The organism is Pseudorhodoferax sp. Leaf274 (genome assembly GCF_001422445.1).
Classification (GTDB): domain Bacteria; phylum Pseudomonadota; class Gammaproteobacteria; order Burkholderiales; family Burkholderiaceae_C; genus Pseudorhodoferax.
The window spans coordinates 64,976-90,947 of the sequence record NZ_LMNA01000026.1 but is presented as its reverse complement, the minus strand read 5'-3'; the positions used below and the strand labels follow the sequence as shown (position 1 = coordinate 90,947).

Annotated in this window: 27 protein-coding genes; 14 read left to right on the top strand and 13 right to left on the bottom strand. The window is 69.7% G+C overall.

Annotated elements, in window-relative coordinates:
• Positions 1–24 precede the first annotated feature (24 nt).
• The 4 genes from ASF44_RS21120 to ASF44_RS21105 are packed head-to-tail and all read left to right on the top strand — an operon-like array spanning position 25 to position 4,651.
• Positions 25–1,182 (top strand): ABC transporter substrate-binding protein, encoded by a 1,158-nt coding sequence (locus tag ASF44_RS21120; RefSeq protein ID WP_056901225.1) that lies wholly within the window; start codon positions 25–27, stop codon positions 1,180–1,182.
• A 45-nt stretch (positions 1,183–1,227) separates the two neighbouring features.
• Complete coding sequence (locus ASF44_RS21115) at positions 1,228–1,704, top strand: CoA-binding protein (RefSeq protein ID WP_056901224.1); 477 nt, start codon at positions 1,228–1,230, stop codon at positions 1,702–1,704.
• A 2-nt stretch (positions 1,705–1,706) separates the two neighbouring features.
• Positions 1,707–3,026, top strand: coding sequence for an O-acetylhomoserine aminocarboxypropyltransferase/cysteine synthase family protein (locus tag ASF44_RS21110; RefSeq protein ID WP_056901223.1), 1,320 nt, complete (start codon positions 1,707–1,709; stop codon positions 3,024–3,026).
• Positions 3,023–4,651, top strand: a complete 1,629-nt coding sequence (locus ASF44_RS21105; RefSeq protein ID WP_056901222.1) for an acyl-CoA synthetase — start codon at positions 3,023–3,025, stop codon at positions 4,649–4,651. Before ASF44_RS21110 ends, ASF44_RS21105 begins: the two co-directional genes overlap by 4 nt.
• Here ASF44_RS21105 and ASF44_RS21100 read toward each other — a convergent pair.
• Complete coding sequence (locus ASF44_RS21100) at positions 4,648–4,881, bottom strand: ATP-binding protein (protein ID WP_056901221.1); 234 nt, start codon at positions 4,879–4,881, stop codon at positions 4,648–4,650. The two genes, ASF44_RS21105 and ASF44_RS21100, sit on opposite strands and share 4 nt — an antisense overlap.
• A gap of 45 nt (positions 4,882–4,926) precedes the next feature.
• On the opposite strand from ASF44_RS21100, the gene ASF44_RS21095 reads away from it, so the two are divergent.
• From ASF44_RS21095 to rnk, 8 genes are all read left to right on the top strand, one after another.
• Positions 4,927–5,712, top strand: coding sequence for an enoyl-CoA hydratase (locus ASF44_RS21095; protein WP_056901446.1), 786 nt, complete (start codon positions 4,927–4,929; stop codon positions 5,710–5,712).
• A gap of 32 nt (positions 5,713–5,744) precedes the next feature.
• Positions 5,745–6,170 carry a hypothetical protein gene (locus tag ASF44_RS21090; RefSeq protein ID WP_056901220.1) on the top strand — a complete coding sequence of 142 codons (426 nt, stop codon included), beginning with the start codon at positions 5,745–5,747 and terminating at the stop codon, positions 6,168–6,170.
• 51 nt (positions 6,171–6,221) lie between these two features.
• On the top strand, positions 6,222–7,178 hold the full coding sequence (locus ASF44_RS21085) for a LysR substrate-binding domain-containing protein (protein ID WP_056901219.1): 957 nt from the start codon (positions 6,222–6,224) through the stop codon (positions 7,176–7,178).
• A gap of 311 nt (positions 7,179–7,489) precedes the next feature.
• Positions 7,490–8,389, top strand: coding sequence for an amino acid ABC transporter substrate-binding protein (locus ASF44_RS21080; RefSeq protein WP_056901218.1), 900 nt, complete (start codon positions 7,490–7,492; stop codon positions 8,387–8,389).
• 90 nt (positions 8,390–8,479) lie between these two features.
• The gene (locus tag ASF44_RS21075) at positions 8,480–9,238 is read left to right on the top strand and encodes an amino acid ABC transporter permease (RefSeq protein WP_056901217.1); all 759 of its coding nucleotides are present in this window, start codon (positions 8,480–8,482) and stop codon (positions 9,236–9,238) included.
• Between the two features lies 1 nt (position 9,239).
• Positions 9,240–9,905: an amino acid ABC transporter permease gene (locus ASF44_RS21070; protein ID WP_056901216.1), complete on the top strand. Its 666-nt coding sequence runs from the start codon at positions 9,240–9,242 to the stop codon at positions 9,903–9,905.
• 39 nt (positions 9,906–9,944) lie between these two features.
• Entirely contained in the window at positions 9,945–10,682 is a 738-nt protein-coding gene (locus tag ASF44_RS21065; protein WP_056901215.1) for an amino acid ABC transporter ATP-binding protein, read from the top strand.
• 224 nt (positions 10,683–10,906) lie between these two features.
• Positions 10,907–11,320, top strand: a complete 414-nt coding sequence (rnk, locus tag ASF44_RS21060) for a nucleoside diphosphate kinase regulator (RefSeq protein WP_082524944.1) — start codon at positions 10,907–10,909, stop codon at positions 11,318–11,320.
• A gap of 60 nt (positions 11,321–11,380) precedes the next feature.
• On the opposite strand, the gene ASF44_RS21055 is transcribed toward rnk, so the two are convergent.
• Genes ASF44_RS21055 through ASF44_RS21045 form a run of 3 tightly spaced genes read right to left on the bottom strand, consistent with a single transcriptional unit; the run spans position 11,381 to position 14,276 of the window.
• Positions 11,381–12,415, bottom strand: coding sequence for a DctP family TRAP transporter solute-binding subunit (locus ASF44_RS21055; RefSeq protein ID WP_056901213.1), 1,035 nt, complete (start codon positions 12,413–12,415; stop codon positions 11,381–11,383).
• A 26-nt stretch (positions 12,416–12,441) separates the two neighbouring features.
• Positions 12,442–13,740, bottom strand: a complete 1,299-nt coding sequence (locus tag ASF44_RS21050; protein ID WP_056901212.1) for a TRAP transporter large permease — start codon at positions 13,738–13,740, stop codon at positions 12,442–12,444.
• Positions 13,737–14,276, bottom strand: a complete 540-nt coding sequence (locus tag ASF44_RS21045) for a TRAP transporter small permease (protein WP_156374620.1) — start codon at positions 14,274–14,276, stop codon at positions 13,737–13,739. Before ASF44_RS21045 ends, ASF44_RS21050 begins: the two co-directional genes overlap by 4 nt.
• A gap of 115 nt (positions 14,277–14,391) precedes the next feature.
• Here ASF44_RS21045 and ASF44_RS21040 point away from each other — a divergent pair, with 115 nt between their 5' ends.
• Positions 14,392–14,892, top strand: a complete 501-nt coding sequence (locus tag ASF44_RS21040) for an ureidoglycolate lyase (RefSeq protein ID WP_056901210.1) — start codon at positions 14,392–14,394, stop codon at positions 14,890–14,892.
• Here the strand turns inward: ASF44_RS21040 and ASF44_RS21035 are convergent.
• The 3 genes from ASF44_RS21035 to ASF44_RS21025 are packed head-to-tail and all read right to left on the bottom strand — an operon-like array spanning position 14,879 to position 17,608.
• Complete coding sequence (locus ASF44_RS21035) at positions 14,879–15,874, bottom strand: tripartite tricarboxylate transporter substrate binding protein (RefSeq protein ID WP_056901209.1); 996 nt, start codon at positions 15,872–15,874, stop codon at positions 14,879–14,881. The two genes, ASF44_RS21040 and ASF44_RS21035, sit on opposite strands and share 14 nt — an antisense overlap.
• A gap of 31 nt (positions 15,875–15,905) precedes the next feature.
• Positions 15,906–16,385: a MaoC family dehydratase gene (locus ASF44_RS21030; protein WP_056901208.1), complete on the bottom strand. Its 480-nt coding sequence runs from the start codon at positions 16,383–16,385 to the stop codon at positions 15,906–15,908.
• On the bottom strand, positions 16,382–17,608 hold the full coding sequence (locus ASF44_RS21025; RefSeq protein ID WP_056901207.1) for a CaiB/BaiF CoA-transferase family protein: 1,227 nt from the start codon (positions 17,606–17,608) through the stop codon (positions 16,382–16,384). The genes ASF44_RS21030 and ASF44_RS21025 overlap by 4 nt, the downstream gene beginning before the upstream one ends.
• A 101-nt stretch (positions 17,609–17,709) precedes the next feature.
• Between ASF44_RS21025 and ASF44_RS21020 the strand changes: the two genes are divergently transcribed.
• The gene (locus ASF44_RS21020; RefSeq protein WP_056901206.1) at positions 17,710–18,603 is read left to right on the top strand and encodes a LysR family transcriptional regulator; all 894 of its coding nucleotides are present in this window, start codon (positions 17,710–17,712) and stop codon (positions 18,601–18,603) included.
• On the opposite strand, the gene ASF44_RS21015 is transcribed toward ASF44_RS21020, so the two are convergent.
• The 6 genes from ASF44_RS21015 to ASF44_RS20990 all read right to left on the bottom strand — a co-directional run bounded on the left by ASF44_RS21015 (position 18,569) and on the right by ASF44_RS20990 (position 25,962).
• Positions 18,569–20,155, bottom strand: a complete 1,587-nt coding sequence (locus ASF44_RS21015) for a PepSY domain-containing protein (protein WP_235579295.1) — start codon at positions 20,153–20,155, stop codon at positions 18,569–18,571. The genes ASF44_RS21020 and ASF44_RS21015 overlap by 35 nt on opposite strands.
• Positions 20,152–20,430, bottom strand: a complete 279-nt coding sequence (locus ASF44_RS21010) for a hypothetical protein (RefSeq protein WP_056901205.1) — start codon at positions 20,428–20,430, stop codon at positions 20,152–20,154. The genes ASF44_RS21015 and ASF44_RS21010 overlap by 4 nt, the downstream gene beginning before the upstream one ends.
• Positions 20,431–20,434: 4 nt before the next feature.
• A complete protein-coding gene (locus tag ASF44_RS21005) occupies positions 20,435–22,813 on the bottom strand; it encodes a TonB-dependent receptor (RefSeq protein ID WP_056901204.1) in 2,379 nt (792 codons plus the stop codon).
• A gap of 132 nt (positions 22,814–22,945) precedes the next feature.
• Entirely contained in the window at positions 22,946–24,103 is a 1,158-nt protein-coding gene (locus ASF44_RS21000; RefSeq protein WP_082524943.1) for a FecR family protein, read from the bottom strand.
• Between the two features lie 48 nt (positions 24,104–24,151).
• Complete coding sequence (locus ASF44_RS20995; RefSeq protein WP_056901203.1) at positions 24,152–24,658, bottom strand: sigma-70 family RNA polymerase sigma factor; 507 nt, start codon at positions 24,656–24,658, stop codon at positions 24,152–24,154.
• Between the two features lie 122 nt (positions 24,659–24,780).
• Positions 24,781–25,962 carry an amidase gene (locus ASF44_RS20990; protein WP_056901202.1) on the bottom strand — a complete coding sequence of 394 codons (1,182 nt, stop codon included), beginning with the start codon at positions 25,960–25,962 and terminating at the stop codon, positions 24,781–24,783.
• Positions 25,963–25,972 lie beyond the last annotated feature (10 nt).

Sequence of the window (25,972 nt, the reverse complement as noted above, 5' to 3'; positions counted from 1 at the left end):
TCACAACCGCAAGGAGACCCCGCCATGCACGCACGCATCCCATTGGTTCTTGCCGCCGCACTGGCGCTGCCCGCCGCCTGGGCGCAGCAGCAGGGCGTGAGCAAGACCGAGATCCTGGTCGGCACCATCCAGGATATGTCCGGCCCGCTGGCCGGCTACGGCAAGCAGGCGCGCAACGGCATGCTGCTGCGCGTGGAGGAACTCAACGAGCAGGGCAGCGTGCACGGGCGCAAGCTCAAGCTGCTGGCCGAGGACAGCGGCTACGACCCCAAGCGCGCGGTGCTGGCGGCGCAGAAGCTCGTGAACCAGGACAAGGTGTTCATCGTCGCCGGCCACCTGGGCACGGCGCAGAACCTGGCGGCCATGCCGGTGCAGTTCGACAAGAACATCGTCAACTTCATGCCGATCACGGCCGCGCGCGAGATGTACGAGCCGCTGCACAAACTCAAGTACTCTTTCGCCGCCACCTACTACGACCAGATCCGCATGGCGCTGCCGGGCCTGGCCAAGGAGAAGGGCGCCAAGAAGATCTGCACCATCTACCAGGACGACGACTTCGGCCTGGAGGTGCAGCGCGGCGCCGAGGCCGCGCTCAAGGCGATGAACATGGAGCTGGGCGAAAAGACCAGCTTCAAGCGCGGCGCGACCGATTTCTCCTCGCAGGTGGCGCGCCTGAAGGCGGCCAACTGCGACTTCGTGGTGCTGGGCACCATCATCCGCGAGACCATCGGCACCATCGCGGAGGCGAAGAAGACCGGCTACTTGCCGACCTTCTTCGCCTCCAGCGCGGCCTACACCGACCTGATCCACAAGCTGGGCGGCAAGCCCATGGACGGCATGTACGCCACCATGACGGTGCTGCACCCCTACCTGGACGAGGCCTCGCAACCGGTGCGTTTCTGGGCCAACAAGTACAAGACGCGCTTCAACGAAGACCCGACCGTGTTCTCGGTCTACGGCTACAACATCATCGACCAGCTGGTCCAGGCGCTGCAGAAGACCGGGCCCAACCTCACGACCGACAGCTTCGTGAAGACCATGGACACCATGCGCTACGAGCCCGACATGTTCGGCAGCGCCGGCAGCGACTACAGCCCGACCAAGCACCTGGGCAGCACGGCCTCGCGCCTGTCGCAGATCCAGGACGGCCGCTGGAAGGTGGTGTCCGACTACGTCAAGTAGCGCACGCTACAGTGGCGCGGCCCCACAACCAGGAGACCGCGCCCCATGGCGGACGACATCAGCACCCTGCGCCGCATCCTGCACCAGCACCGGCGCATCGCCGTGGTCGGCCTGTCGGCCGAATGGCACCGGCCGAGCTACTTCGCGGCCGGGTACATGCAGCAGCATGGCTACACCATCTTCCCGGTGAACCCGCGCTATGCCGGCGGCGAGGTGCTGGGCCGGCCCTGCGTGGCCAGCCTCGCGGACCTGGCTGAACCGGTGGACATGGTCGACGTGTTCCGCCGCACCGAGGACGTGCTGCCGATCGCGCAACAGGCCATCGCCATCGGCGCCAAGTGCCTGTGGCAGCAGATCGGCGTGGTGAACGAGACGGCCGATGCGCTGGTGCGCGCGGCCGGGCTGGACAGCGTGATGGACCGCTGCGTGAAGATCGAGCATGCGCGGCTGTTCGGCGGCCTGCACTGGGCCGGCGTGAACACGCGCGTGGTCTCGGCCAGGCGGCCGCTCTACAGGGGCTGAACGTGGCAGACCACATCTTCCAGCCCGAGACGCTGGCCATCCACGCGGGCCAGATACCCGACGCGGCCACGGGCGCCCGCGCGCTGCCCATCTACCAGACCACGAGCTTCGTGTTCGACAGCGCCGAGCATGCGGCCGCGCTGTTCAACCTGCAGACCTTCGGCAACGTCTACTCGCGCCTGTCCAACCCCACGGTGGCGGCGCTGGAGGAGCGTGTGGCCGCGCTGGAAGGCGGCCGTGCGGCCGTGGCCAGCGCCTCTGGCATGGCGGCCGAAGCCATGGCCTTGATGACCATCCTGCAGGCCGGCGACCATGTGGTGGCGGCCGGCGCGTTGTACGGCGGCACGGTGACCATGCTGGCGGTGAATCTGAAGAAGTTCGGCATCGAGACCAGCTTCGTCGATGCCACCGACCCGCAGGCCTTCGCCGCCGCCATGCGGCCGAACACGCGCGCTGTGTTCGCCGAAACCCTGGGCAACCCCAGCCTCACGGTGCTGGACATCGCCGCCGTGGCGGAGGTGGCGCACGCGCACGGCGTGCCGCTGGTGGTGGACAACACCGTGCCCAGCCCCTACCTGTGCCAGCCGCTCGCGCTGGGGGCCGACATCGTCGTGCACTCGGCCACCAAGTACCTGGCCGGCCACGGCACCACGCTGGGTGGCGTGATGGTGGAGAGCGGCAGGCCGCACGGCCATTTCGCCTGGAACAACGGCAAGTTCCCTGGCATGACCGAGCCTTCGCCGGGCTACCACGGCGTGAAGTTCCACGAGACTTTCGGCGACTTCGCGTTCACGATGCGCGCGCGCATGGAGACGCTGCGTGTCTATGGCGCGGCGCTGTCGCCGATGTCGGCCTGGCAGATCCTGCAGGGCGTGGAGACGCTGCCGCTGCGCATGGAGCGCCATTGCAGCAATGCGCTGAAGGTGGCGCAATTCCTGAAGGGCCATCCGCGCGTGGGCTGGGTCAACTATCCGGGCCTGCCGGAGCATCCGCAGCATGCGCTGGTGCAGCGGCAGATGCGCGGCATCGGCGGCGTGCCCATGGCCTCGGGCCTGCTGGCCTTTGGCGTGCAGGGCGGCATGGCGGCCGGCGTGCGCTTCATCGAGGCGGCTCAGTTCATGAGCCACCTGGCCAACATCGGCGACACGCGCACGCTGATCATCCACCCCGCCAGCACCACGCACCGGCAACTGGAGCCCGAACAGCAGGTCGCTGCCGGCGTGCTGCCCGACATGGTGCGGCTGTCGGTGGGGCTGGAGCACATCGACGACATCCTGTGGGATCTGGACCAGGCGCTGCACGCTTCGAAGGAGACGGCATGAACATCTACGAGCAGGACCTCGGCAAGAACCCGGCGAACCACGTGGCCCTGTCGCCCATGAGCTTCGTCGAGCGCACGGCCGAGGTGTTCGGCGACCTGCCGGCCGTCATCCATGGCCAGCGCCGCTACACCTGGGCGCAGGTGCACGAGCGTTCGCGCCGGCTGGCGGCGGCCCTGCGCGCGGCCGGCGTGGGCCGCGGCAGCACCGTGAGCGTGATGCTGCCCAACACGCCCGAGATGGCCGAGGCGCACTACGCCGTGCCGGCCCTCAACGCGGTGCTGAACACGCTGAACACGCGGCTCGACGCCGAACTGCTGGCCTGGCAGATGCACCACTGCGAGGCCCAGGTGCTGATCACCGACACCGAGTTCGCGCCGGTCATGGCCAAGGCGCTCGCGCTGCTGCGAAGCCAGCATGGGCGCACGCCGCTGGTCGTCGACGTGGCCGACAGCGAGTACGCGGGCGAGCACCGGCGCCTGGGGGCGCACACCTACGAGGAATGGCTGGCCTCCCATGCGCCGCTGCCGCGGCTCGACGGCCCGCAGGACGAGTGGGACGCCATTGCCATCAGCTACACCAGCGGCACCACGGGCGACCCCAAGGGCGTGGTCACCCACCACCGGGGTGCCTACCTGAACGCGGTCAGCAACGTCGTCACCTGGACCATGCCGCAGTTTCCGCGCTACCTGTGGACGCTGCCGATGTTCCACTGCAACGGCTGGTGCTTCCCGTGGACCGTGGCGCTGCAGGCCGGCGTGCACGTCTGCCTGCGCCGCGTGGAGGCGCCGGCCATCCTGGCGGCGATGCGCGACCACGGTGTCACGCACTACTGCGCCGCGCCCATCGTGCACGGCCTGATCGTCAACGCCGACGCGGCACTGCGCGAGGGCGTGTCCGGCGTGCGCGGCATGGTGGCAGGGGCCTCGCCGCCGGCCGCGATGATCGAGGGCATGGCGAAGATCGGCTTCGACATCACGCATGTCTACGGCCTGACGGAGGTCTACGGCCCGGCCAGCGTGGCCGCCAAGCGCGCCGCCTGGGCCGACGCCGACACCGCAGAGCAGGCCCGCCTGAACGGCCGCCAGGGCGTGCGCTACGCGCTCCAGGAAGGCATGACGGTGCGGGACCCCGGCACGCTGGCGCCGGTGCCGGCCGACGGCGAGACCATGGGCGAGATCATGTTCCGCGGCAACATCGTCATGCAGGGCTACCTCAAGAACCCCGCGGCCACGGCCAAGGCGTTCGAGGGCGGCTGGTTCCACACCGGCGACCTGGCGGTGCTGGAGGGCGACCGCTATGTCCGCATCAAGGACCGCAGCAAGGACATCATCATCAGCGGCGGCGAGAACATCAGCTCCATCGAGGTCGAGGACGTGCTGTACCGCCATCCCGCCGTGCTGGCCTGTGCCGTGGTGGCCAAGCCCGATCCGCGCTGGGGCGAGACGCCGGTGGCCTACGTCGAGGCCAAGGCCGGTGCACAGGTCACGGCCGAGGAACTGGTGGCGCACTGCAGGGCCCACCTGGCCGGCTACAAGGTGCCGCGCGACATCCGGTTCGAGGCCATTCCCAAGACGTCCACCGGCAAGATCCAGAAGTTCGAGCTGCGCCAGCGGGCCAAGGCTTAGTCGGCGGCCGTCCGTTCCATGCGGATCGCGTCGAACGGGCAGGCGACGAAGCACAGCGCGCAGCCGGTGCAGCCGGCGCTGTCGTGCAGCACCGCGTTCTTGCGTCCCCAGCGCTGGCCGCCCGGCACCTGCAGCGACAGCACATGCGGCGGACAGGCGCCCACGCAGCGCCCGCAGCCGGTGCAGCGGTCCGGCGCGATCGCGGGCAAGGCCTTGGGCGTGGCGGGCATGGCGGCATTGTGGTGGCAGACTGCGGTGCCTGGCTGGAGACGACCATGACCCGTTCGAACGATCACACCGCCGCGCTTGTGCTGCGCCACCAGGACGCCAGCGGCGTCCGCACCCTGACGCTGAACCGCCCCGATGCCTTCAATGCGCTGAGCGAGGCCATGCTCACGGCACTGCAGGCCGAGCTCGATGCGGCGGCCGCCGACGACACGCTGCGCGTGCTGGTCATCGCCGCGGCCGGGCGCGCCTTCTGCGCCGGCCACGACCTCAAGGAGATGCGCGCCGAGCCCTCGCTGGCCTACTACCAGCGCCTGTTCGCGCAGTGCACGAAGCTGATGCTGGCGGTCCAGAAGCTGCCCGTGCCCGTGATAGCCCAGGTGCAGGGCATCGCCACGGCGGCCGGCTGCCAGCTGGTCGCGATGTGCGACTTGGCCGTGGCCGCCAGCGACGCGCGCTTTGCCGTCAGCGGCGTGAACCTGGGGCTGTTCTGTTCCACGCCCAGCGTGGCCCTGTCGCGCAACCTTCCGCGCAAGGCAGCCTTCGAGATGCTGGTGACGGGCGACTTCATCGGCGCCGAGGAAGCGCGCGCCAAAGGCTTGGTCAACCGTGTCGCGGCGCCCGAGTCCCTGGCCGACGCCGTGGCCGGGCTCGCGGCCAGCATCGTGGCCAAGCCGCAGGTCGCGCTGGCCATGGGCAAGGCCTTGTTCTACCGCCAGTTCGAGGTGGGCATGGCGGCCGCCTACCAGGACGCCGGCGCCACCATGGCCTGCAACATGATGGATGCCGCGGCCCTGGACGGGGTACAGGCCTTCATCGACAAGCGCCGGCGCTGAGGGCACCCAGGCGGGCGGCTATGCTCGCCCCGATGGAAACGAGCGAAGCCGCCCTGCTGGGGCGCGAATGGACGGCGCTGCACCGCGATTGCGAGGCCAGCGAGCGCAGTGCCCTGTGGATCAAGCTGGCCGCCGTGGCCTTGACGGCCGTGGCCGTGGCCCTCAACTTCGATGCGGTGCTGGCCATCGTGCTGGTCGGCGTGTTGTGGGTGCAGGAGGCCGTCGTGCGCACCGGCCAGGCGCGCCTGGTCGACCGGCTGCTGCGCGTGGAGGCCGTGCTGCGCGACGTGGCGGCCGCCCCGCGCGCGGCCTGCCAGCTGTATTCCGACTGGCTCGCCACACGCCCGGGCGCGCTCGGCTTGCTGGCGGAGTACCTCGCGGCCGCGGTCCGGCCCACGGTCGCCTTCCCGTATGCCGTGCTGGTCGTGTTGCTTTGGGCGCTTGCCGTCATCGAATAGGCCGGCCTGTGCTGCGCGATTGGCGCGCTGTCTCCGTTCCATAATGCTGCGATGGAGACCAAGTGGCTCGAAGATTTCGTGAGCTTGGCCGAGACGCGCAGTTTCAGCCGCTCGGCCCAGCTGAGGCATGTGACGCAGCCGGCGTTTTCGCGCCGCATCCAGGCGCTGGAAGCCTGGGCCGGCACCGACCTGGTGGACCGCAGTTCCTACCCCACGCGCCTGACGCCGGCCGGCGAGACGCTCTACACCCAGTCGCTGGAGATGCTGCAGGCGCTGCAGAGCACGCGCGCCATGCTGCGGGGCCACAACTCCGCCGGGCAGGACGTGGTCGAGTTCGCCGTGCCCCACACCCTGGCATTCACCTTCTTTCCGGCCTGGGTGACCAGCCTGCGCGAGAAGTTCGGCCCGCTCAAGAGCCGGCTCATCGCGCTGAACGTGCACGATGCCGTCATGCGCCTGGTGGAGGGCAGCTGCGACGTGCTGATCGCCTACCACCACAGCTCACAGCCGTTCCAGTTGGCCGCCAACCGCTACGAGATGGTCAGCCTGGGCCGCGAGGTCATGGCGCCCTATGTCAAGGCCGATGCCGATGGCGCGCCGCTGCACCAGCTGCCCGGGCGGCCGGGCCAGCTGCTGCCTTACCTGGGCTATGCGCCGGGCGCGTACATGGGGCAGATGGTCGACATGCTGCTCAAGCAGTCGCCCACGCCCATCCACCTCGACCGGGTCTACGAGACCGACATGTCCGAAGGCCTGAAGGCCATGGCCCTGGAGGGGCACGGCATCGCGTTCCTGCCGTACAGCGCGGTCAAGAAGGAGCTGCGCGCGCGCCGGCTGGTCAGCGCCGCGCCGACTGGCATGCCCGGCATGGAGATGACGCTGGATGTGCGCGCCTACCGCGAAAAGCCCGGCGCCCATGCCGTGCCCAAGCGCTCCGCGCAGGCCCTGTGGACCTACCTGAACGAGACGGCCGGCGCGCGCGCTGGCGACGTCCAGGGTGCCGGGTGAGGGTTATTCGTTTCTTGCATCCGGCTGCGTTCAATCGGCATTGGCTGGAACAGGCGCGCCGCCTTTACAGTCCGCGGCGCTGCAAACAGCCCTTGGCACTGGCATACAAGCTGCTAGGCATGTTGCGCATGCGGACACCAAGACCTTTTTCAGATGACAGCTGCGGCACCAAGACCGCGCATGGAGACAGTGTGACAGGTAGTTTTTCACGCGATGCATTGCACCGGCATGGGGCATGCGGGTATTTCCGCTGACCTCCGGTTACCGGTTTAAGGTCTTATTTCCCCTTTCGTTTTCTTAGGAGAGTTTGAATGAAGAAGCACATCCTCGCCATCGTGTGTACGGCACTGGCAGCCGGCGGCGCAATCGCACAGAGCAACGACACCTTGGCGAAGATCAAGTCCAGCGGCAGCATCAGCCTGGGCGTGCGTGACTCCTCGGCCCTGTCGTACACGCTGGGCAATGGCAAATACGTCGGCTTCCACACCGAGATGGCCGAACGCATCACGGCGGATCTGTCCAAGCAGGTCGGCAAGCAACTCAAGATCGAGTACACGCCGGTGACCTCGCAGAACCGCATTCCGCTGGTGCAGAACGGCACGGTCGACCTGGAGTGCGGCTCCACGACCAACAATGCCACGCGCGCCAAGGACGTGGACTTCGCCTACAACACCTACATGGAAGTCGTGCGCACGGCGGTCAAGACCAGCTCCGGCATCAAGGACCTGAAAGACCTCAACGGCAAGACCGTGGCCGTCACCACCGGCACCACCTCGGTCCAGCTGCTGCGCAAGAACAAGCGCGCCGAAGGCGTCAACTTCAAGGAAGTCATGGGCAAGGACCACGCCGACAGCTTCCTGCTGCTCGAGTCCGGCCGTGCCGATGCCTTCGTGATGGACGCCTCCATCCTGGCGGCCAACATCTCGAAGTCGCGCAACCCCAAGGACTATGCGATCGTCGGCCCCGAACTGTCGGTCGAGCCCATCGCCTGCATGGTGCGCAAGGGCGATACGGCGTTCCTGAAGGCCGTCAACGACAGCATCGAGCGCCAGATCAAGGACGGCTCGCTGGCCAAGCTGTACGACAAGTGGATGGTGCAACCCGTGCCGCCGGCCAACGTGGCACTGGGCCTGCCGCTGTCCGAAGCCACCAAGGCTGCCTGGGCGAACCCGAACAACAAGCCTGCAGAAGACTTCGTCACCAAGGAATAACCACCGGCCGACACACAAACGCCCGCCCGCCGTGGCGGGCGTTTGTTGTTTCTGGCGCAGTACATCGGACAACAGCAGCGAGGAGAGCCCATGGGTAATTGGGATTGGCAGGTGTTCTGCAAGGACACCATCGAGGGAACGGCGGTGCCCGGGTGCTACGGCACGGGGGACACGTACACCTACCTCAACTGGATCATCTCCGCCTGGGGCTGGACCGTTTCGGTCGCGCTGTCCGCGCTGGCCGTGGCGCTGGTCGTCGGTTCCCTCATCGGCATCCTGCGCACGCTGCCCAACAGCCCGGGCTGGGTGCGCTTCGGCAACGCCTGGGTCGAGCTCTTCCGCAACATCCCGCTGCTGGTGCAGATCTTCCTGTGGTACCACGTGGTGCCCGCCATCTTCACGTCCATGCGCGACGTGCCACCCTTCATCCTCGTGGTGCTGGCGCTGGGCTTCTTCACCTCGGCGCGGATCGCCGAGCAGTTGCGCGCCGGCATCCAGGCCCTGCCGCGCGGCCAGCGCTACGCAGGCATGGCGGTCGGCTTCACGACCTGGCAGTACTACCGCTACGTGATCCTGCCCATGGCCTACCGCATGATCCTGCCGCCGCTGACCAGCGAGTCCATGAACATCTTCAAGAACTCCTCGGTCGCGTTCGCGGTGTCGATCGCCGAGCTGACCCAGTTCGCCATGCAGGCCGGCGAGGAAACCGCCCGCCCGATCGAGATGTACCTGGGCGTGACGGTGCTGTACGTCATCTCGGCCATGATCATCAACCGCATCATGGCCTTCATCGAGAAGCGTGCGCGCGTGCCGGGCTTCGTGGCCGCTGGCGGAACCGGAGGCCACTGACATGAATCTCGACTTCGGCTTCTACAACTGGGCCGTCATCACCGACTTCGTGCTGAAGGGCTTTTACTTCAGCGTGTTCCTGACGGTCGTGGCCACGCTGGGCGGCATCTTCTTCGGCACCTTGCTGGCGCTGATGCGCCTGTCGGGCAAGAAGTGGCTGGACGCGCCGGCCGCCTTCTACGTCAACGGCATGCGCAGCATTCCGCTCGTGATGGTGATCCTGTGGTTCTTCCTGATCGTGCCGTTCATCATCGGGCGGCCCATCGGCGCGGAGATGTCGGCCATCGTCACCTTCATCGCGTTCGAGGCCGCCTACTTCTCGGAGATCATGCGCGCCGGCATCCAGTCGATCCCGCGGGGCCAGGTCTTCGCGGGCTTGGCCGTGGGCATGAGCTACAAGCAGAACATGACGCTGGTGATCCTGCCGCAGGCCTTCCGCAACATGCTGCCGGTGCTGCTGACCCAGACCATCATCCTGTTCCAGGACACGTCGCTGGTCTACGCCATCGGTGCCTACGACATGCTCAAGGGCTTCGAGGTGGCCGGCAAGAATTTCGGCCGGCCGATCGAGTCCTACCTGCTCGCCGCGGTCGTCTACTTCGTGCTGTGCTATGCGCTCTCCTGGCTGGTCAAGCGCCTGCACAAGAAGATCGCCATCATCCGCTGAACAAGCCCCCCATCTGGAGAAATCAAAATGGCTGAAAAAATGATCGAGATCAGCAACGTGTCCAAGTGGTACGGGCCGGTGCAGGTGCTCAACAACTGCAACGTGAGCATCAACAAGGGCGATGTGGTCGTCGTCTGCGGCCCCTCGGGTTCGGGCAAGTCCACGCTGATCAAGACCGTCAACGCGCTGGAGCCGATCCAGAAGGGCGAGATCACCGTCAACGGCATCAAGGTCACCGATCCCAAGACCGACCTGCCCAAGCTGCGCTCCAAGGTCGGCATGGTGTTCCAGCACTTCGAGCTGTTCCCGCACCTGTCCGTCACCGAGAACCTGACGATCGCGCAGATCAAGGTGCTCGGCCGCAGTGCCGACGAGGCCAAGACGCGCGGCCTCAAGATGCTGGACCGCGTGGGCCTGATGGCGCACAAGGACAAGTTCCCCGGCCAGCTCTCGGGCGGCCAGCAGCAGCGCGTGGCGATCGCGCGCGCGCTGTCGATGGACCCCATCGTGATGCTGTTCGACGAGCCGACCTCGGCGCTCGACCCCGAGATGGTCGGCGAGGTGCTGGACGTGATGGTCAGCCTGGCCAAGGAAGGCATGACCATGATGTGCGTGACGCACGAGATGGGCTTCGCGCGCAAGGTCGCCAGCCGCGTGATCTTCATCGACGTCGGTGGGCGTATCCTTGAAGATTGCTCCAAGGAAGACTTCTTCGGCAACCCGGATGCCCGCCAGCCCCGGACCAAGGACTTCCTGAACAAGATCCTGCAACACTGAGCGCCGCCCCCATGCACCTGGTCACACGCCCCCTGTACCGCTGCCTCGCAGCGCGTGCGGCGGCGCGTGCGTGCCAGGAGCCGGCCGGCCGCCCCAGCCCCATGGTGGCGGGCCGAAAGCCCGCCGCACACTCCTGAGCCCGGCGAACCTTCCTCTCCTTCTTCGCCACATCGGATCGCCGGGCTTCCACCCGGCTTTTTCTTTTTCCGAACCAGGAGTGTGAAATGAATGTTGTGTCCACTGCGGCGGCGATCCGCACCTTGAGCGAACTCGACCATGTGCGCGTTGCCAAGCTGGTCGATGCCGGCAACCCCGCACATGCGGGCGTGCAGGCCCTGCTCGATAACGCGGATCTGGTGGCGCCGACCGACATGGCGCCCGACGTCGTGACCATGCGCTCGCGTGTGCGCGTGGCCGATGCGTCCGGTGCCGGGCCGCGCGAGCTGACGCTGGTCTACCCCTCCGAAGCCGATGCCACGCAGGGGCAGGTCTCGGTGCTGTCGCCGATCGGCACGGCGTTGCTGGGGGCCAAGGTGGGCGAGATGGCGCAATGGGCGCAGCCCGATGGCCGGGCCGCCGCACTGCAGGTGCAGGCCCTGCTGTTCCAGCCCGAGGCCAGCGGCGATTACCTGCGCTGAAGCGCTCGCCGGGCGGCGGCCCCTGCGCCGGGCCGCTGCCGCCGGTGGTGGCCCGGTGCCTTACTTCGGCCGCGCCGCGATGGCCTTCTCGGCCTTGTCCACGAGTCCGCTGCCGATCTGCGCCTTCCACTTGGTATAGACCGGCCGCGTGGCCTTGACGAAGGCGTCACGCTCGGCGGCGCTGAGCTGGGTCACCGTCACGCCGAAGCCGGCGATGTCCTTGAGCAGCGGCTTGTCGGCCTCGACCAGGCCCTTGCGGGCCAGCGCAACTTCTTCCTTGCCGGCGTCCAGCGCAGCCTTGCGCACGATGTCGCGGTCCGCCGGCGTCCAGGACTCCCAGATCTCCTTGTTGACCACGAACACCAGCGGATCGGCCATGTAGCCCCAGGTGGTCACGAACTTCTGGCCCATGTTGTGCAGCTTGAGCACGGGGAACATGAACAGTGGGTTCTCCTGCCCGTCCACGGCGCCGCTGGCCAGCGCGGGCTGGGCATCGGCCCAGCTCATCTGCGTGGGGTTGGCGCCGAGTGCCGTGAAGGTGTCCGCGAACAGCGGCGAGCCGACCACGCGCAGCTTCATGCCCTTGAGGTCTTCCGGCGACTTGATCGGCCGCTTGGAGTTGGTGATCTCGCGGTAGCCGTTCTCGCCCCAGGCCAGCGGCACCACGCCGGCCTTCTCCAGCCGCGCGAACAGGTCCTTGCCGACCTCGCCCTGCGTCAGCGCGTCGACGGCCGCGTAGTCGGGCATCAGGAAGGGCAGCGAGAACAGGTTCAGTTCCCTGACCTGCGGCGACCAGTTGATCGTGGAGCCCACGGCCATGTCGATCACGCCCTGGCGCAGCGCGCTGAATTCGCGCGTCTGGTCGCCCTGGATCAGCGAGACGCCCGGGTACAGCTTGATGTTGATGCGGCCCTGGGTGCGCTCCTTGACGAGATCGGCCCAGATCTTGCCGGCCATGCCCCAGGGCGTGGGCGGGCCCAGCACCAGCGAGAGCTTGTACTCGGCCTTGTAGTTCTGCGCGGTGGCGGAGACGGAGAAGGTGCCGAGGGCGGTGGCGAGGGCAGCCAGCGCGAGCAGGGAGCGGCGGAATTTCATGGACAGGTCTCCTTGGGTTGGGAACATCAATAGCCGAGCTTGGCCGGCAGCCACAGGGCCAGTTGCGGCCAGGCGATCACCGCCACCATGACCAGGAACATGGCGAACAGCATCCAGCCGACCCAGCGCACGGTCTCCTCCATGCGCACCTTGGCGATGCGGCAGGACACCATCAGGTTGACGGCCAGCGGCGGCGTGAACTGGCCCAGCGCGACCTTGAGCGTGAGGATCACGCCGAACCACACCGGGTCCCATTGGTAGTGCTGCACGATGGGCCACAGCAGCGGCACGAAGATCAGGAAGATCGACACGCCGTCCAGGAACATGCCCACCGTGATCAGCAGCAGGATCAGCAGCGCCAGCACGCCGTACTCGCCCAGGCCCGAGTTCACGATGGCCGTGGCCACCGGGTCGATCACGCCCAGCGTGGACAGCGAGTACGCGAAGATGCCGGCCAGCGACACCACGAGCAGGATCACGGCCGACAGCTCGCCCGACTCGCGCAGGATGGGGAACAGGTCGCGCACGCGGATCGTGCGGTGCACCGCCATGCCCACGAACAGGCCGTAGAACACCGCCACCACGGCCGCCTCGGTCGGCGTGAACCAGCCCATGCGCATGCCGCCCAGGATCAGCACCGGTGCGGCCAGGCCCCAGATGGCCTCGCGGAAGCTCTGCCAGAAGGCCGGACGCGGCAAGCTGGATTCCAGCTGGCCCATGTTGTGGCGCCGCGCCATCCAGACCGCCGGCACGATCAGCGCCAGGCCGGCCAGCACGCCCGGGATCATGCCGGCCGCGAACAGTGCCGGCACCGAGGCGCCCGGCACCAGCACCGAATAAACGATGAACGCCACCGAGGGCGGGATCAGGATGTCGGTGGCCGCGGCGGCGCCGACCACGCTGGCCGAGAAAGCCGGCGGATAGCCCGCGCGCGACATGGCCGCGATCATCACGGCGCCCACGGCCGCCGCGTTGGCCGGCCCCGAGCCCGAGATGCCGCCCAGGAACATCGCGACCACGATGGCCACCAGCGGCAGCATGCCCGGCCCGCGGCCGACGATGGCGATGGCGAAGTTCACCAGCCGCAGCGCCACGCCCGATCGGTCGAAGATCGAGCCGACCAGCACGAACATCGGGATCGCCAGCAGCGGGTACTTGCCCAGGCCCGCGTAGAAGTTCTGGGGCACGGCCAGCAGGCCGAACCACTGGGCGTCGGCATTGGCCAGCGCGATGCAGGCGGCGCCGGCCAGGCCCAGGGCGGCCCCGATGGGCACGCCCGCGAGCATCATGAGGACGAAGCCCGTGAACAGCAGGGTGGCGATCACGAGCCGTCTCCGTCCGTCCCGGCTGCCGCGCGCCCGCGCCGGATGAACAGGCCGACTGCGCGCAGCCCGATGGCCGTGCAGACGATGGGCAGCCAGACCGAGTACCACCACTGCGGCACGCCGATGCCGGGCGACGTCTCCTCGAAGCGGAAATCGTCCCAGACCACGCGCACCGACAGCGCCGCGATCAGGAAGAACAGCAGCGCCACCATGAGCGCGCCGAACTGCGCCAGGCGCCTGCGCCGCGCCATGGAGCCGGCCTCGCTGAAGTATTCGATGCGGATGTGCCGGTCGCGCGCCACGGCGGCCGAGCCGGCCACCATGGCCAGCAGGATCATGAGGAAGACCGAGAACTCCTCGGTCCAGGCGAAGGAACTGTCGGTGAAGTAGCGCACCAGCACGTTGGCGAAGGTGATCAGCGCCAGCGCGGCCATGATCAGCACGGTCAGCCAGTCCTCGATCTTCAGGGGTACGCGCGTCGGTTCGTCGGTGGGGGGCGGACCGTCGGGCAGGCCCGGGTCGTTCTCAGGAGGCATGGAGGCGAAGGGATGGAAAACAAAAGCCGCCGGCCACACGGGCCCAGCGGCATGGGCGCGGATCATAGGTGCGCGTGTTGCACTGCCGCATGGGGACTTTCCTTAGGATCGGCACATGCACAACACCTTGTCCGTCCAGCCGCTGACCGCGGCCGCCTTCGCCCCGTTCGGGACTGTCATCGAGGTGCCGGCCGGCGCCACCGGCCGCCCCATCAACGGCGGCACGTCGCAGCGCTTCGACCTGCTGGCCGACCTGGCCCTGTCCGCCGAAGGCGGCCGCGCCATGCTGGCGCTGTTCCGCGCCCAGGCGCGCAGCTTCCCGCACGCCGTCGACGAGCTCGAGCGCCACGCGCTGGGCAGCCAGGCCTTCGTGCCACTGGGGCAGCGGCGCTTCGTGGTGGTCGTGGCGCCTGCCGCGCCCGCGCCCGACCTGGCCGCACTGGCGGCCTTCGTGACCGACGGTGCGCAGGGCGTGGTGCTGGCGCCGGGCACCTGGCACCACGCCCTGCTGGCCGTGGATGCGGGCGACTTCGTGGTGGTGGAGCGCGCGGCTCAGGCGGTGGACTGCGACGTGGTGCGTTGGGAGGGCAGCATCCCAGTCGTCATTCCAGCGTGACGCCGCTCGCCTTCACGACCGTGGCCCAGCGGCCCAGTTCCTTGCGCAGGTAAGCGCCGTATTCGTCTGGCGTCGAGCCCAGCGGCTCGGCGCCTTGCACGGCCAGCCTGTCGCGCACATCGGCGCTCTTGAGCGCCTTGTCGACCTCGGCGTGCAGCCGCTGCACCACGGCCGCGGGTGTGCCCGCGGGCACCATCAGGCCCTGCCAGGCGCCGGCCTCGAAGCCCGGCATCACGGTCTCGGCCAGCGTGGGCACCTCGGGGAACAGCGCCATGCGCCTGGCCGTGGTCACGGCCAGCAGCTTGATGCGCTTGTCCTTCACGAAGGTCATGACCGAGTTGATGGTGTCGGTCATGAACTGGATCTGCCCGGCCGCCAGGTCGACGTCTGCCGGCGCGCTGCCCTTGTACGGCACATGCGTGGCCACGATGCCCTGGGCGCGGACGAATTGGTAGGCCGCGAGGTGCGTCACGTTGCCGTTGCCGGCCGAGCCGTAGGACAGCTTGTCGGGATGCGCCTTGGCATAGGCCACGAACTCGGCCACCGTGTTGGCCGGCACGCTGGGGTGCACCACCAGCGCCAGCGGCACCACGGCCGTGAGCGCCACGGGCGCCAGGTCGCGCAGCACGTCGTAGCTCAGGCTCTTGTAGAGCGAGGGGCTCAGCGTGATGGACGAGGTGTTGTAGAGCAGCGTGTAGCCGTCGGCCGCGGCCTTGCTGACGGCCGCCGCGCCGATGTTGCCGTTGGCGCCGGCCCGGTTGTCGACCACGATGGGCTGGCCCATCTGCTCGGACATCTTCTGCGCGAGCACGCGCGCCACCAGGTCGGTCGGCCCGCCGGGCGGGAAGGGCACGACCATGGTGATGGGCTTGGCGGGGTAGGCGGCCTGGGCTTGGGCGGCGCCCCAGGGCGCCAGCGTGGCGGCCAGTGCGGCAGCGAACGAGAGGGCGAGTGCGGTGCGGCGTGTGGATGGGATGTGCATGGTGTCTCCGTAGTTGGGGGGGGCGTGCCGCTCAGGCCCTGCCGGCCAGCAGCCGCGTGGCGGTATAGGTCATCACCAGCACGCCACGCTGGTTGAACACGTCGATGCGCGAATCGACGACGGCGCGGCCGCTCCTGGACGTGGGGCGGATGCCGGTGACCTCGATCTGCGCCTCGATGGTGTCACCCACCAGCACGGGCGCGAGGATCTTCTGGTGCAGCTCCAGCATCGCCAGGCCCGTGCCCTGGATCATGGTCTGCAGGATGAAGCCCTCGATCAGCGCATAGGTCAGCGCGCCCGGCACCGGCCGGCCGGCCATGGCCGCGCCCTCGTAGCCGTCCTCGATGAAGATGGCCTCCAGCATGCCGGTCACGCCGATGAAGTTGACGAGGTCGGTCTCGGTCACCGTGCGCGCGAAGGTGCGCAGGCGCTGGCCGAGCTGCAGGTCCTGCCAGACATAGCCCTGGCCGAGGCGGGGCAGGCTGCGGTCGATGGCGGTGGGGGTGTTCATGCGGTGTCTCCTGGGGGGTGGCCTGGGGTGTTCCTCGGCACGTGCTCCCGGGCGGCGCCCTGGTCGAGCAGGGCCTGGATCTGCGTGGCGCCGAGGCCGGCCCGCGCCAGTTGATCGCGCGTGTGCTGGCCCAGCCGCGGCGGCATCGCCACCGGCACGCGCCGGCCGTCGAAGCGCACGGGCGCGCCCGGAAAGCGCAGCGTGCCGAGCGTGCCGTCCTGCACGGTCTCGAAGAAGCCGGTGGCGGCCAGGTGCGGGTCCTGCGGCAGCTCGTCCAGCCGCGCGATCGGGGCCGCCGGAATCTCGAGCCGCTCGCAGGTGGCGAGCCAGTGCGCGGTGTTCTCGCGCACCACGTAGGTCGATGCCAGCTCCAGCAGTTCGGCGATGTGGCGCGTGCGGTTGGCGATGCCGCGAAAGCGCGGATCGGCCGCATGCTGCGGCGCGCCGACCTCGCCGAAGAAGCGCTGCCAGTGCAGGTCGGTGTACGGCATCATGGCCACGTGCCCGTCGGCCGTGCGGTAGGGCCGGCGCCAGGGTGCCAGCACGCGCGGATAGCCGGGCGCAGACAGGGGCGGCTCGAAATGCTGGCCGTAGAAGTGCTCCACGAGGTTGAAGCCCACCATCGACTCGAACATCGGCACCTCCACCAATGCGCCCTCGCCGGTGCGCTCGCGCTGCCACAGCGCGGCCAGGATGGCGTGGGCCGCCACATGGGCGCAGGTCTTGTCGGCCGCGATGGTCGGCAGGTAGCGCACCTCTCCGCTCTGGCGCGCCATGAGGTCCGCCAGGCCGGACATGCCCTGGATCACGTCGTCGTAGGCCGGGCGGCCCGCGTACGGCCCGGGCAGGAAGCCGAGCAGGCTGGCGTAGACCAGGCGCGGAAAGCGCGTGCGCAGCGTTCCGGGGTCCAGGCCCAGCGCGGCCAGCTTCTGCGGCCGCATGCTGTGCATGAACACGTCGGCCGTCGCGAGCAGCGCCTGCAAGGCCTCCTGCGCGGCCGGCTGCTTCAAGTCCAGCACCACGCTGTGCTTGCTGCGGTTGGCGCCCAGGAACATGGCGGCCATGCCGTCTTCGCGCGCCGGGCCGGTGTGGCGGGTCGAATCGCCCTCGGGCGGCTCGATCTTCACGACCTCGGCACCGTAGTCGGCCAGCAGCTGGCTGGCCAGCGGGCCGAAGACCACGCTGGACAGGTCCAGCACGCGCAGGCCCTTGAGCGGTGCCATCGTTTCGTCTCCATGACATGGGCAATGGGCGCGGATTGTTCGGCGGCCGCTGCGTCGCGTCTAATATTTCTTTTCCTGCCTGTGATAGCACGCCTGTATCAATGGACTCCCGACAACTGCGCCACTTCGTCGCCGTGGCCGAAACGCTGAACTACCACCGTGCCGCCGAGCAGCTGCACATGTCGCAGCCGCCGCTGTCGGCCTCGATCCGCAAGCTCGAAGAGCAACTCGGCGTGCAGCTGTTCGAGCGCACGCGCCGCGGCACCGCGCTGACGGCCGCGGGAACCGCGGCACTCGAGGACGCGCGCCGCGCGCTGTTCCACACCGAGCAGTTCGGCCGCGTGGCCGCCGCCACCGCGCGCGGCGAGGCCGGCAGCCTGCGCATCGGCTTCGTCGGCTCGGCCACCTACGCGCTGATGCCGCAGGTGATGCCGGTGTTCCGGGCGCGCTATCCCGAGGTGCAACTGGTGCTGGCCGAATCGACCACGCGCCGCCTGCTGGAAGACGTGCAGCAGGGCCTGCTGGACGCCGCGCTGCTGCGCTTTCCGCTGGTGCGCGCGCATGGCGCCCAACTGTTGCCGGTCGAGCGCGACCGCTTCGTCGCGGCCCTGCCGGTGACGCACCGCCTGGCCCGGCGGCGCCGCATCGCGCTGGAGGAGCTGCGCGACGAGCCCTTCGTGATCTTCGGCGCCGAGGCCGTGCCGGGCCTGCACGCGATGGCGCTGCTGGCCTGCCAGACGGCTGGTTTCGTGCCCCGTGTGCAGCAGGAGGCCGTGCAGGTGCAGACCGTGGTGAGCCTGGTCGAGAGCGGCCTGGGCGTGGCGCTCGTGCCATCGGTGGCCGCGCGGCATGCCACGCGCAGCCTGGCCTTCCGGCCGCTGCATGGCCCGGGCGCCGACACCGAGATCGGCATCGCCCTGGCCTGGCGCGCAGAACGCGAAACGCCGGCGGCGCGGCGCTTCAGGGAGACGCTGCAGGGCCTTGTGGTCGCGTGACGCTGCGCCGGCGCGCGAGCCTGGTGGCGAGGCCGGCGAACGCAAGGCCCAGGGCCAGCACCGCGAGGTCGAAGCCGGCCAGTGCCCAGTCGCCCTGCGGCAGCGAAACACCCAGGTGCCGCGCCGTCGTCAAGGCGTTCAACACAGGAAGCAGGGCGAACGCAGCTGCCGCCAGCCAGGCCTGTTCCAGCCAGCCCCTGGCAGCGGGGCGGAGCGCCGCATGCAGCAGCAGCGCGGCCCAGGCGATGAACAGCACGTGCAACTCCCAGTCACCGCGCCCGGCCAGATCGGTCGGCAGCAGGCGGTTGGCCCAGAAGCAGGTGGCCATGGCGACGGGCAATCCGACGATGGTGCCGACGTTCAGGCGCTCCACCATGCGCAGGCCGGGGTGTGCCCGCGCGCGTTCCTGCTCGGCACGCTGGCGGCGCTTGGCCGTCCACAGCACCAGGCCCGTCGCGACCATCGCGCATCCGAGCAGGCCGGCCACGAGGTACAGCGCGCGCAGCGCCGGGCCGGCGAACAGGCCCTCGTGCAAGCCGAGCACGAGATCGCGGAAGGCCTTCGGGCCGGAACTCCAGCGCGGCCGCGACGACAGCAGCGCGCCGCTGGCACCGTCGTAGGTGAAGAGGTCGGCGGCGCGCAGCGGGCCGGCAGCGAAGTCGCCGACCACGGTGATGCGCGCCGCCGCGTCGCCGGGGTGGTCGAACTCCAGCTGCGTGACGGGCGCGCCCGCCAGCCGGCGGCGCGCGTCGGCGAGCAAGCTGTCCAGCGCCACCATCGGCACCGGGCGGTCCGCAGCGTCCATGCGCGCGGGCGCAGGAAACACCTCCTCCAGGAAGGCCTGGTTGCCTTGCGCGCCGGGCCCGTACCACCCTACGGCGGCCAGCGGCATGAACGAGAACATCAGGAAGACCAGCCCCGAGTAGGTGATCATGAGCTGGTAGGGCAGCGAGACGACGCTCGCGATGTTGTGCGCATCCAGCCACGAGCGCTGGCCCTTGCCCGGGCGGAAGGTGAAGAAGTCCGTGAAGATGCGCCGGTGCACGACGATGCCGGTGACGATGGCCACGAGCATGCACATCGTCGCCACCCCGACGATCCATTCCGCAACCGGAATCGGCAGGTAATGCAGCATCCAGTGCATCTGGTACAGCGCCTGGCCGCCGCCGGTCTGGCGTGCGGCGAACGCTTGTCCGGTGGCCGGGTCGAGATAGGCCGCGCCTGCCGGGGCCGGGTCCGCCGGCGCGCCGCGCCAGGTGACGCGCAGGTAGGGTTCGTTGCGGTCGACCGGGATGGAGATCGTCCAGCGGCGCGCGCCGGCTGCGTGCGTTGCGAGGTATGCCAGGCCCGTGCGCGCTGCCTCATCGGCACGCAGCGGGACGCTGGCTGGCGGCAGTTCCGGGCGCATCCACCGGTCGATCTCGGTGTCGACATAGCCCAGCGTGCCGGTGACGAACATGAAGTACAGCAGCCAGCCGAACAGCAGGCCCATCCAGGTGTGCAGCCACGCCATCGCCAGGCGCAGGGCCGGCTGCAGCAAGGGGCCGCTCACAGCACGGCCCAGGCGGCCAGCGCGGCGCAGGCCAGCGCGATGGCGAGGCCCGCCCACGCCACGGCTGCACTGCGTGCCGCGAAGGCCCACATCACGGCGGCGGTGTACACGGCGAAGCTCGCCTCCATGGCCGCGAGCGCCGCGTCGACGCGCGCCATCGGCCACAGCGCCGCGAAGGGCACCGGCAGCACGCTGGCCAGCAGGTAGCCGCCCACGGCCGCGGCCAGTGCGCGCGACGCGATCGCCAGCGCGCCCGAACCCTGGGCCTTGCCCACAGGATCAGAAGTCGGCGGTCAGCGACACCAGCAAGGTGCGCGGCGCGCCGACCGTCAGGCCTTCGCGCGCGGCCGAGAGCCAGTAGTTCTTGTTGGCCACGTTCTCCATGGTGGCGCGCAGCGTGATCGGCACGGCGCCGGTCGAGAAACGGTAGCGGGCGCCGAGGTCGAAGCGCGTCCACGCGGGCAGGCGTTGCGTGTTCGCCGCGTCGACGTACTGTGCGCTCGTGCGCACGGCGCGTGCCGTGAGGGTCAGGCCTTCGAGGAAGCTCGCGTCCCATTCGCCGGCGGCGTTGAGCTGCAGCTTCGGCGTCGCGGGGGCGGTGCGGCCGTCGTTCTCGCCGCCTTCGGTCCTGTCGAGCTTGCCGTCGGTGTAGGCGGCGCCCCCCAGCAAGCGCAGCCCGGCCATGGCCTGGCCTTGCGTGAGCAGTTCGACGCCGCGGTTGCGCTGCAGGCCGTCCATGCCGAAGCGCTGCGTGGCCGGATTCAGGAAGCCGTTCGGGCGCTCGATCTGGAACACGCTCAGCGTCGTGACGAAGTTGCCCGCGTCGTACTTGGCGCCGACCTCGTGCTGCTTCGACTTGCCCGGCGCGAAGATCTCGCCGGCGTTGGCGGCACCGGTGGGCGCCGTCGGGCCCTGGCTCAGGCCTTCGATGTAGTTGCCGTAGAAGGAGAGCGCCGGGCTCGCCTTGAAGAGGACGGTGGCGACCGGCGTGACGGCGGACTTGTCGTAATGCGTCGTGACGGCACCCGTCGCGCCGTTGAACGACGTCGTCTCGACGCTCTGCCGGCGCGCGCCCAGCGTGACCTGGAAGCGCCCGTCGTCGAAGGACACCGTGTCGACCAGAGCCACGCTGCGCAACCGCGTTTCGCCGACCTTCGGGATCGGGCCCGCCAGCGCAATGTTGGGGCGCGGGTTCGGCGTCGGGTCGTAGATGTTCGAGCGGATCAGCGCACCCGTGGCGCGCAGCGTGCCCTGGTCGAGGTTGTAGGTGCTCAGGCCGAGCACCGGCTCGTGGCGCAGCGCGCCGGTGCTTAATTTGCCGCGGATGCCGGCTTCGGCCGTCGTGGTGTCGACGTACTCGTCGAGCCGCGCGGGGCGCGACACGATGTCGCCTTCGGTGTTGAGCATCAGCGAGCTGGTCTGCAGGCTGGCGAAGTCGTAGGTCTGCCGGCCCACGGCGCCATAGACCTTGACGTCCGGCGCCACGTCGACCTCCGCGCGCACCAGGGCCGAGGTCTCCTTCGCCTTCCAGAAGGTCCACTCTTCCAGGAAGTTGCGCTTGGCGTCCGGCGCCGGGCCGACCGCGATGCCGGCCTCCGGCGGAAACAGCAGGCTGCTGCGCGCGCGCGTGGTGCGGTTCTGGTGGTTCAGGTCGGCCTCGATGCGGAAGCGTTCGCCCTGGAGATCCAGGCCCAGCGTGACCGCGTCGAGCTTTTCGCTGGAGTGGTCCACGGGCGTGTCGCCCGAACGGTGCAGCGCGTTCACGCGCACGCCGAGTTGCTGGTCGGCGCCGAAGCGGCGGCCCAGGTCGAGGTGCGTGCCGAACTGGCCGTCGTCGATGGTAGAGAGCGTGACGCGGTTGAGCGGCGTGGCGCCGGCACGCTTGGGCACCAGGTTGACCGCGCCGCCGACCGAGCCGGCCGGCGCCATGCCGTTGAGCAGGGCGTTCGGGCCGCGCAGCACCTCCACGCGCTCCACGCCGATCAGCGAACTGGCGTTGCGGGGCGACAGGCCGTACAGGCCGTTGAAGGACACGTCGTAGTTGAACAGCGTGAAGCCGCGGATGTTGAACTCGTCGCGGCCGGCGCCGCGCGCATAGGTGTTGCGCACCGAGGGGTCGTTCACCAGGATGTCGCCGATGTTCTGGGCCTGCTGGTCCTCGATCAGCTGCGCGGTGTACTGCGTGACGCTGAAGGCGGTGTCCATGGTGTCGCGGTTGCCCAGCAGGCCGGCGCGGCCGCCGCGGGCGGTCTGGCCACCCGCATAGACCGGTGGCGGGGCGGCGGCATCGGCGGCGGCCTTCACCTCCACCGTGGGCAGGGCGGTGCCGGTGTTCGCCGCGCGGACGATGACCGCGCCTTGCTCGACCACCCCCACCAGGCCGCTGCCGGCGAGCAGGCGGTCCAGCGCTGCACGCGGTGTGAGCTGGCCGGAGACGGCCGGCGCCGTCTTGCCCGCCACGAGCGCGGCCGGGAAGCTCATCTGCAGGTTGGCCTGGCGTGCCAGTTCGTTCAGCGCCTGGGCCAGCGGCTGCGACGGGATGGCGATGGCGACGGGTGCTGCCGCCTGCGCAGCGGCCGGCGGGGCGGTGGCCGCCAGGGCTGCGGCGACAGCCGCGGCCAGTGCCAGGGGAGCGAAACGGAAACGCGCAGTGCGCATGGTGGAGACTCCTCGACGGTGTTGGAATGCCGGGCGGCTGCGTGCTGCGCAGGCCCTTGTCACCGTTGAAGACGCGCCGCCGGCCGGAATCCTCAGGTCGCGGCAGAACTTTTTTGGGAGTGGCGCGCCTGCTCAGCGCGCCACGATGTCGGTGACGTCGCCGGCCGGCACCAGGCGCACCGGCAGGATCTCCGGCAGCGCACGCGCGAAATGCTGGAACTGCCGCAGGTTGTAGCTGCCGCCCACCGGCAGCGCGGCGACGGCGGGGTCGCGCACCACGAGCCCGGTGCGGCCGTAGCGCTCGAACTCGGCCAGCGCCTCGTGCAGCGGCGTGTGCTCGAAGCTGATGCGGCCGCTGCGCCAGGGCGCGATCGCGGCCGTGGCCACCGGCGTGGCCGGCCCGAGGCGGCCGTCCTGGCCGGCGGTGACCATGAGGCCGGCGCCCAGTTCGACCGACGCCTGTGCCGCTGCCGCTGCATGCTCCGGGCCGCCCGGCGTGATGGACGACACCCGCACATGGCCTTCCTCGACCGACACCACGGTCTTGCCGGCATCGATGCCCGAGGCCGTGTGCCGCACCGAGAAGCGCGTGCCCACCACCGTGATGCGCAGCGGGCCGGCCAGCACATGGAACGGCCGCGCGGGGTCGGCATGCACGCTGAACATGGCCTGGCCGTGGTCCAGGCGCACCTCGCGGTGGCCGCGGTAGAGGCGGGCTTCCAGCCGGGTGGCGGTGTCCAGTTGCAGCGCGCTGCCGCCGGACGCGGCATCGGGCAGCGTGACCGACCGCTGCTGCCCACGTTCCGTGGCAAAGGTTTGCACGAAGGTCGGCTGCTGCTGCCAGCGGTCCCAGCCCAGCCAGCCGCCGCCGACGGCCAGCGCCAGCAGCAGGGCGATGGCGGCGTGCGGGAACAGGCGGCCCCCACCGGTCCACCAGCGCGTGGCCTCAGGCACGGGCGGCCGCGGCGGCGCGGCGAGACGCGCCGGCCGCACGGGCAGTGCCGCGCGCAGGGGCGCGACCTCGCCCTTCGGCAACTGGCCGACTTCGCCGAAGGTCTCGTCCATGTCCGCCAGCGCGTCCGCGTGGCGCGGGTCGGCACCGAGCCACTCCTGCAGCTCCGCGTTGCCGCGGGCATCGAGGCCGTTGCGGCGGCGCGCGGCCCAGGTGGCGGCCGCGACATCCAGCGGGTCCTGCTCGCGCGCGAAGGCGTCGAACTCGCGCGCGTCAGCATCTTCATCGGCCGCTGCGCGGTGATGGGGCGGATGGGCGACGGGCGAGCTCAGGCGCATGGCAACTTGTGAAAAGGCCTGCCAATGTAGACGCAGCAGCCGGGGCGATCACCCACCCTGCCGGCCTTCGCGCAGTTGCCGCGCGCAGAGCTTGCACGCCACCATGGCCCGGACGATGTGCTTTTCCACCATGCTGGCGGAGATGCCCATGTGCTGGCCCACCTGCGCATGGCTGAGCCCGTCGAACACGTGCAGCACGAAGGCCTCGCGGCAACGCGGGGGCAGGGCTTCGATGGTGGCCACGTAGGCGCGCACCACCTGCATCGCGGCCAGTGCCTCCTCGGGTTGCAGGTGCGCGGGGGCATGGGGCTGTTCGTGCTCGGCCAGCGCATCCAGGTCGTCATGCCGCCTGACGGCGGCGCGGCGGTGGCGGTCGACGAGCAGGTTGTGCGCCGTGCGGTAGAGCAGGGCGCGCATGTCGACGATGGCCTGCCCTGCATGCTGCACCGCCAGCACGCGCACATAGCTTTCCTGCGCCAGGTCTGCCGCGGCATCGCGGTCGCGCACCTGGCGGGCGAGGAAGTTCAGCAGTTCGCGGTGGTATCGCTCCAGCAAGGCTCGGCCCGTGACGGTTGCCCATTCCCGCAGCGGAGCGACTGGCCGCGGCCGGGCTGTGGCGTGGGTGGATAAGAATTGTTCTTATTGTCACCGAATCACGCCGACCCCACCCGCACGCTTCAGCCCGGCGCGATCCGCTCCGCCAGCGCGAGCAGCGAGCGGTCCGACCCCGCCGGCCCCAGCAGCGACAGCCCCAGCGGCGCGCCCTCGCGCTGCGCCAGCGGCAAAGAGATCTGCGGAAAGCCCGACAGCCCGGCCAGGCACAGCATCTGGATCGCGCGGTTGCGGTAGGTCTCCAGGCCCGCTTCGCCCTCGCTGCGCAGCGGCGCGATGTCGGGCATGGTGGGCATGACCAGCACGCCGTCCTGGCCGAGCAGCGTGGCCAGCCCGCCGCGGAACTTCTCGCGGAACGCGCGCGCGGCCTGCACCTGGGCGTCGGTCACCTCGCGCGACCAGGCGAAGCGTTCGGCCACCCCCGGCCCAAGCGGCGGCGCGAAGCGCTCGATCAGCGGGCCGTCGGTCAGCCAGGCCTCGCGCGCCTGGACGTAGCGGAAGTTCCAGTACATCGCGTCCCACGATTCCATCGCCACGCGGCAGTCGGCGGCCTGGCCGAAGGCCTGCTCGACACGGGCCACCGCTGCGGCCAGCGCGTCGGCCACGGACGCCTCGACCAGCGACCAGACATCGGTGGGGCGCAGCAGCCGCAGCTTGGCCGGCAGCGGCGCCGGGTCGTCGCCCAGCAGCACGGCGCCCACGCGCGCGAAGGTCTGTGCGTCGCGTGCGAACCAGCCGCAGGTGTCCAGGCTGGGCGCCAGGTCCAGCGTGGCCTCCAGGCTGATGCGGCCGTGCGTGGGCCGGATGCCGTACAGCCTGCAGTGGTTGGCCGGCGCGCGCACCGAGCCGCCGGTGTCGCTGCCCAGCGCGAAGTCGCAGAGCCGGGACGACACGGCCGAAGCCGAGCCCGAGGACGAGCCGCCCGTGATGCGGTCCGGCGCCGCGCCGTTGATGGGCGCGCCGAAGTGGGCGTTGTTGCCGTTCATCGAGAACGCGAGTTCGTCGGTCACGGTCTTGCCGACGAAGCGCGCACCCGCGTCCAGCAGCTGCTGGACCACGGGCGCGTTGCGTGTCTTGATGCCCGACATCGCCAGCACGATGGGGCTGCCGCCGCCGGTCGGGTAGCCGGCCACGTCGTACAGGTCCTTGACCGCGAAGCTCAGGCCGCTCAAGGGGCCGGTGTGCGCCGCGGGAACGGGCACGTCGGGGTACGGGACGAAGGCGTGGGCGGGGTCGTGCAAAGGCATCGTTGCGGTT

Coding starts and splice junctions, on each gene's coding strand:
- ASF44_RS21070 (WP_056901216.1), top strand. CDS start 9,240: ATGAATCTCGACTTCGGCTTCTACAACTGGGCCGTCATCACCGACTTC.
- ASF44_RS21085 (WP_056901219.1), top strand. CDS start 6,222: ATGGAGACCAAGTGGCTCGAAGATTTCGTGAGCTTGGCCGAGACGCGC.
- ASF44_RS21075 (WP_056901217.1), top strand. CDS start 8,480: ATGGGTAATTGGGATTGGCAGGTGTTCTGCAAGGACACCATCGAGGGA.
- ASF44_RS21065 (WP_056901215.1), top strand. CDS start 9,945: ATGATCGAGATCAGCAACGTGTCCAAGTGGTACGGGCCGGTGCAGGTG.
- ASF44_RS20990 (WP_056901202.1), bottom strand. CDS start 25,962: ATGCCTTTGCACGACCCCGCCCACGCCTTCGTCCCGTACCCCGACGTG.
- ASF44_RS21100 (WP_056901221.1), bottom strand. CDS start 4,881: ATGCCCGCCACGCCCAAGGCCTTGCCCGCGATCGCGCCGGACCGCTGC.
- ASF44_RS21080 (WP_056901218.1), top strand. CDS start 7,490: ATGAAGAAGCACATCCTCGCCATCGTGTGTACGGCACTGGCAGCCGGC.
- rnk (WP_082524944.1), top strand. CDS start 10,907: ATGAATGTTGTGTCCACTGCGGCGGCGATCCGCACCTTGAGCGAACTC.
- ASF44_RS21105 (WP_056901222.1), top strand. CDS start 3,023: ATGAACATCTACGAGCAGGACCTCGGCAAGAACCCGGCGAACCACGTG.
- ASF44_RS21120 (WP_056901225.1), top strand. CDS start 25: ATGCACGCACGCATCCCATTGGTTCTTGCCGCCGCACTGGCGCTGCCC.
- ASF44_RS21115 (WP_056901224.1), top strand. CDS start 1,228: ATGGCGGACGACATCAGCACCCTGCGCCGCATCCTGCACCAGCACCGG.
- ASF44_RS21095 (WP_056901446.1), top strand. CDS start 4,927: ATGACCCGTTCGAACGATCACACCGCCGCGCTTGTGCTGCGCCACCAG.
- ASF44_RS21035 (WP_056901209.1), bottom strand. CDS start 15,874: ATGCACATCCCATCCACACGCCGCACCGCACTCGCCCTCTCGTTCGCT.
- ASF44_RS21005 (WP_056901204.1), bottom strand. CDS start 22,813: ATGCGCACTGCGCGTTTCCGTTTCGCTCCCCTGGCACTGGCCGCGGCT.
- ASF44_RS21045 (WP_156374620.1), bottom strand. CDS start 14,276: ATGCCTCCTGAGAACGACCCGGGCCTGCCCGACGGTCCGCCCCCCACC.
- ASF44_RS21025 (WP_056901207.1), bottom strand. CDS start 17,608: ATGGCACCGCTCAAGGGCCTGCGCGTGCTGGACCTGTCCAGCGTGGTC.
- ASF44_RS21055 (WP_056901213.1), bottom strand. CDS start 12,415: ATGAAATTCCGCCGCTCCCTGCTCGCGCTGGCTGCCCTCGCCACCGCC.
- ASF44_RS21090 (WP_056901220.1), top strand. CDS start 5,745: ATGGAAACGAGCGAAGCCGCCCTGCTGGGGCGCGAATGGACGGCGCTG.
- ASF44_RS21000 (WP_082524943.1), bottom strand. CDS start 24,103: ATGCGCCTGAGCTCGCCCGTCGCCCATCCGCCCCATCACCGCGCAGCG.
- ASF44_RS21020 (WP_056901206.1), top strand. CDS start 17,710: ATGGACTCCCGACAACTGCGCCACTTCGTCGCCGTGGCCGAAACGCTG.
- ASF44_RS21040 (WP_056901210.1), top strand. CDS start 14,392: ATGCACAACACCTTGTCCGTCCAGCCGCTGACCGCGGCCGCCTTCGCC.
- ASF44_RS21030 (WP_056901208.1), bottom strand. CDS start 16,385: ATGAACACCCCCACCGCCATCGACCGCAGCCTGCCCCGCCTCGGCCAG.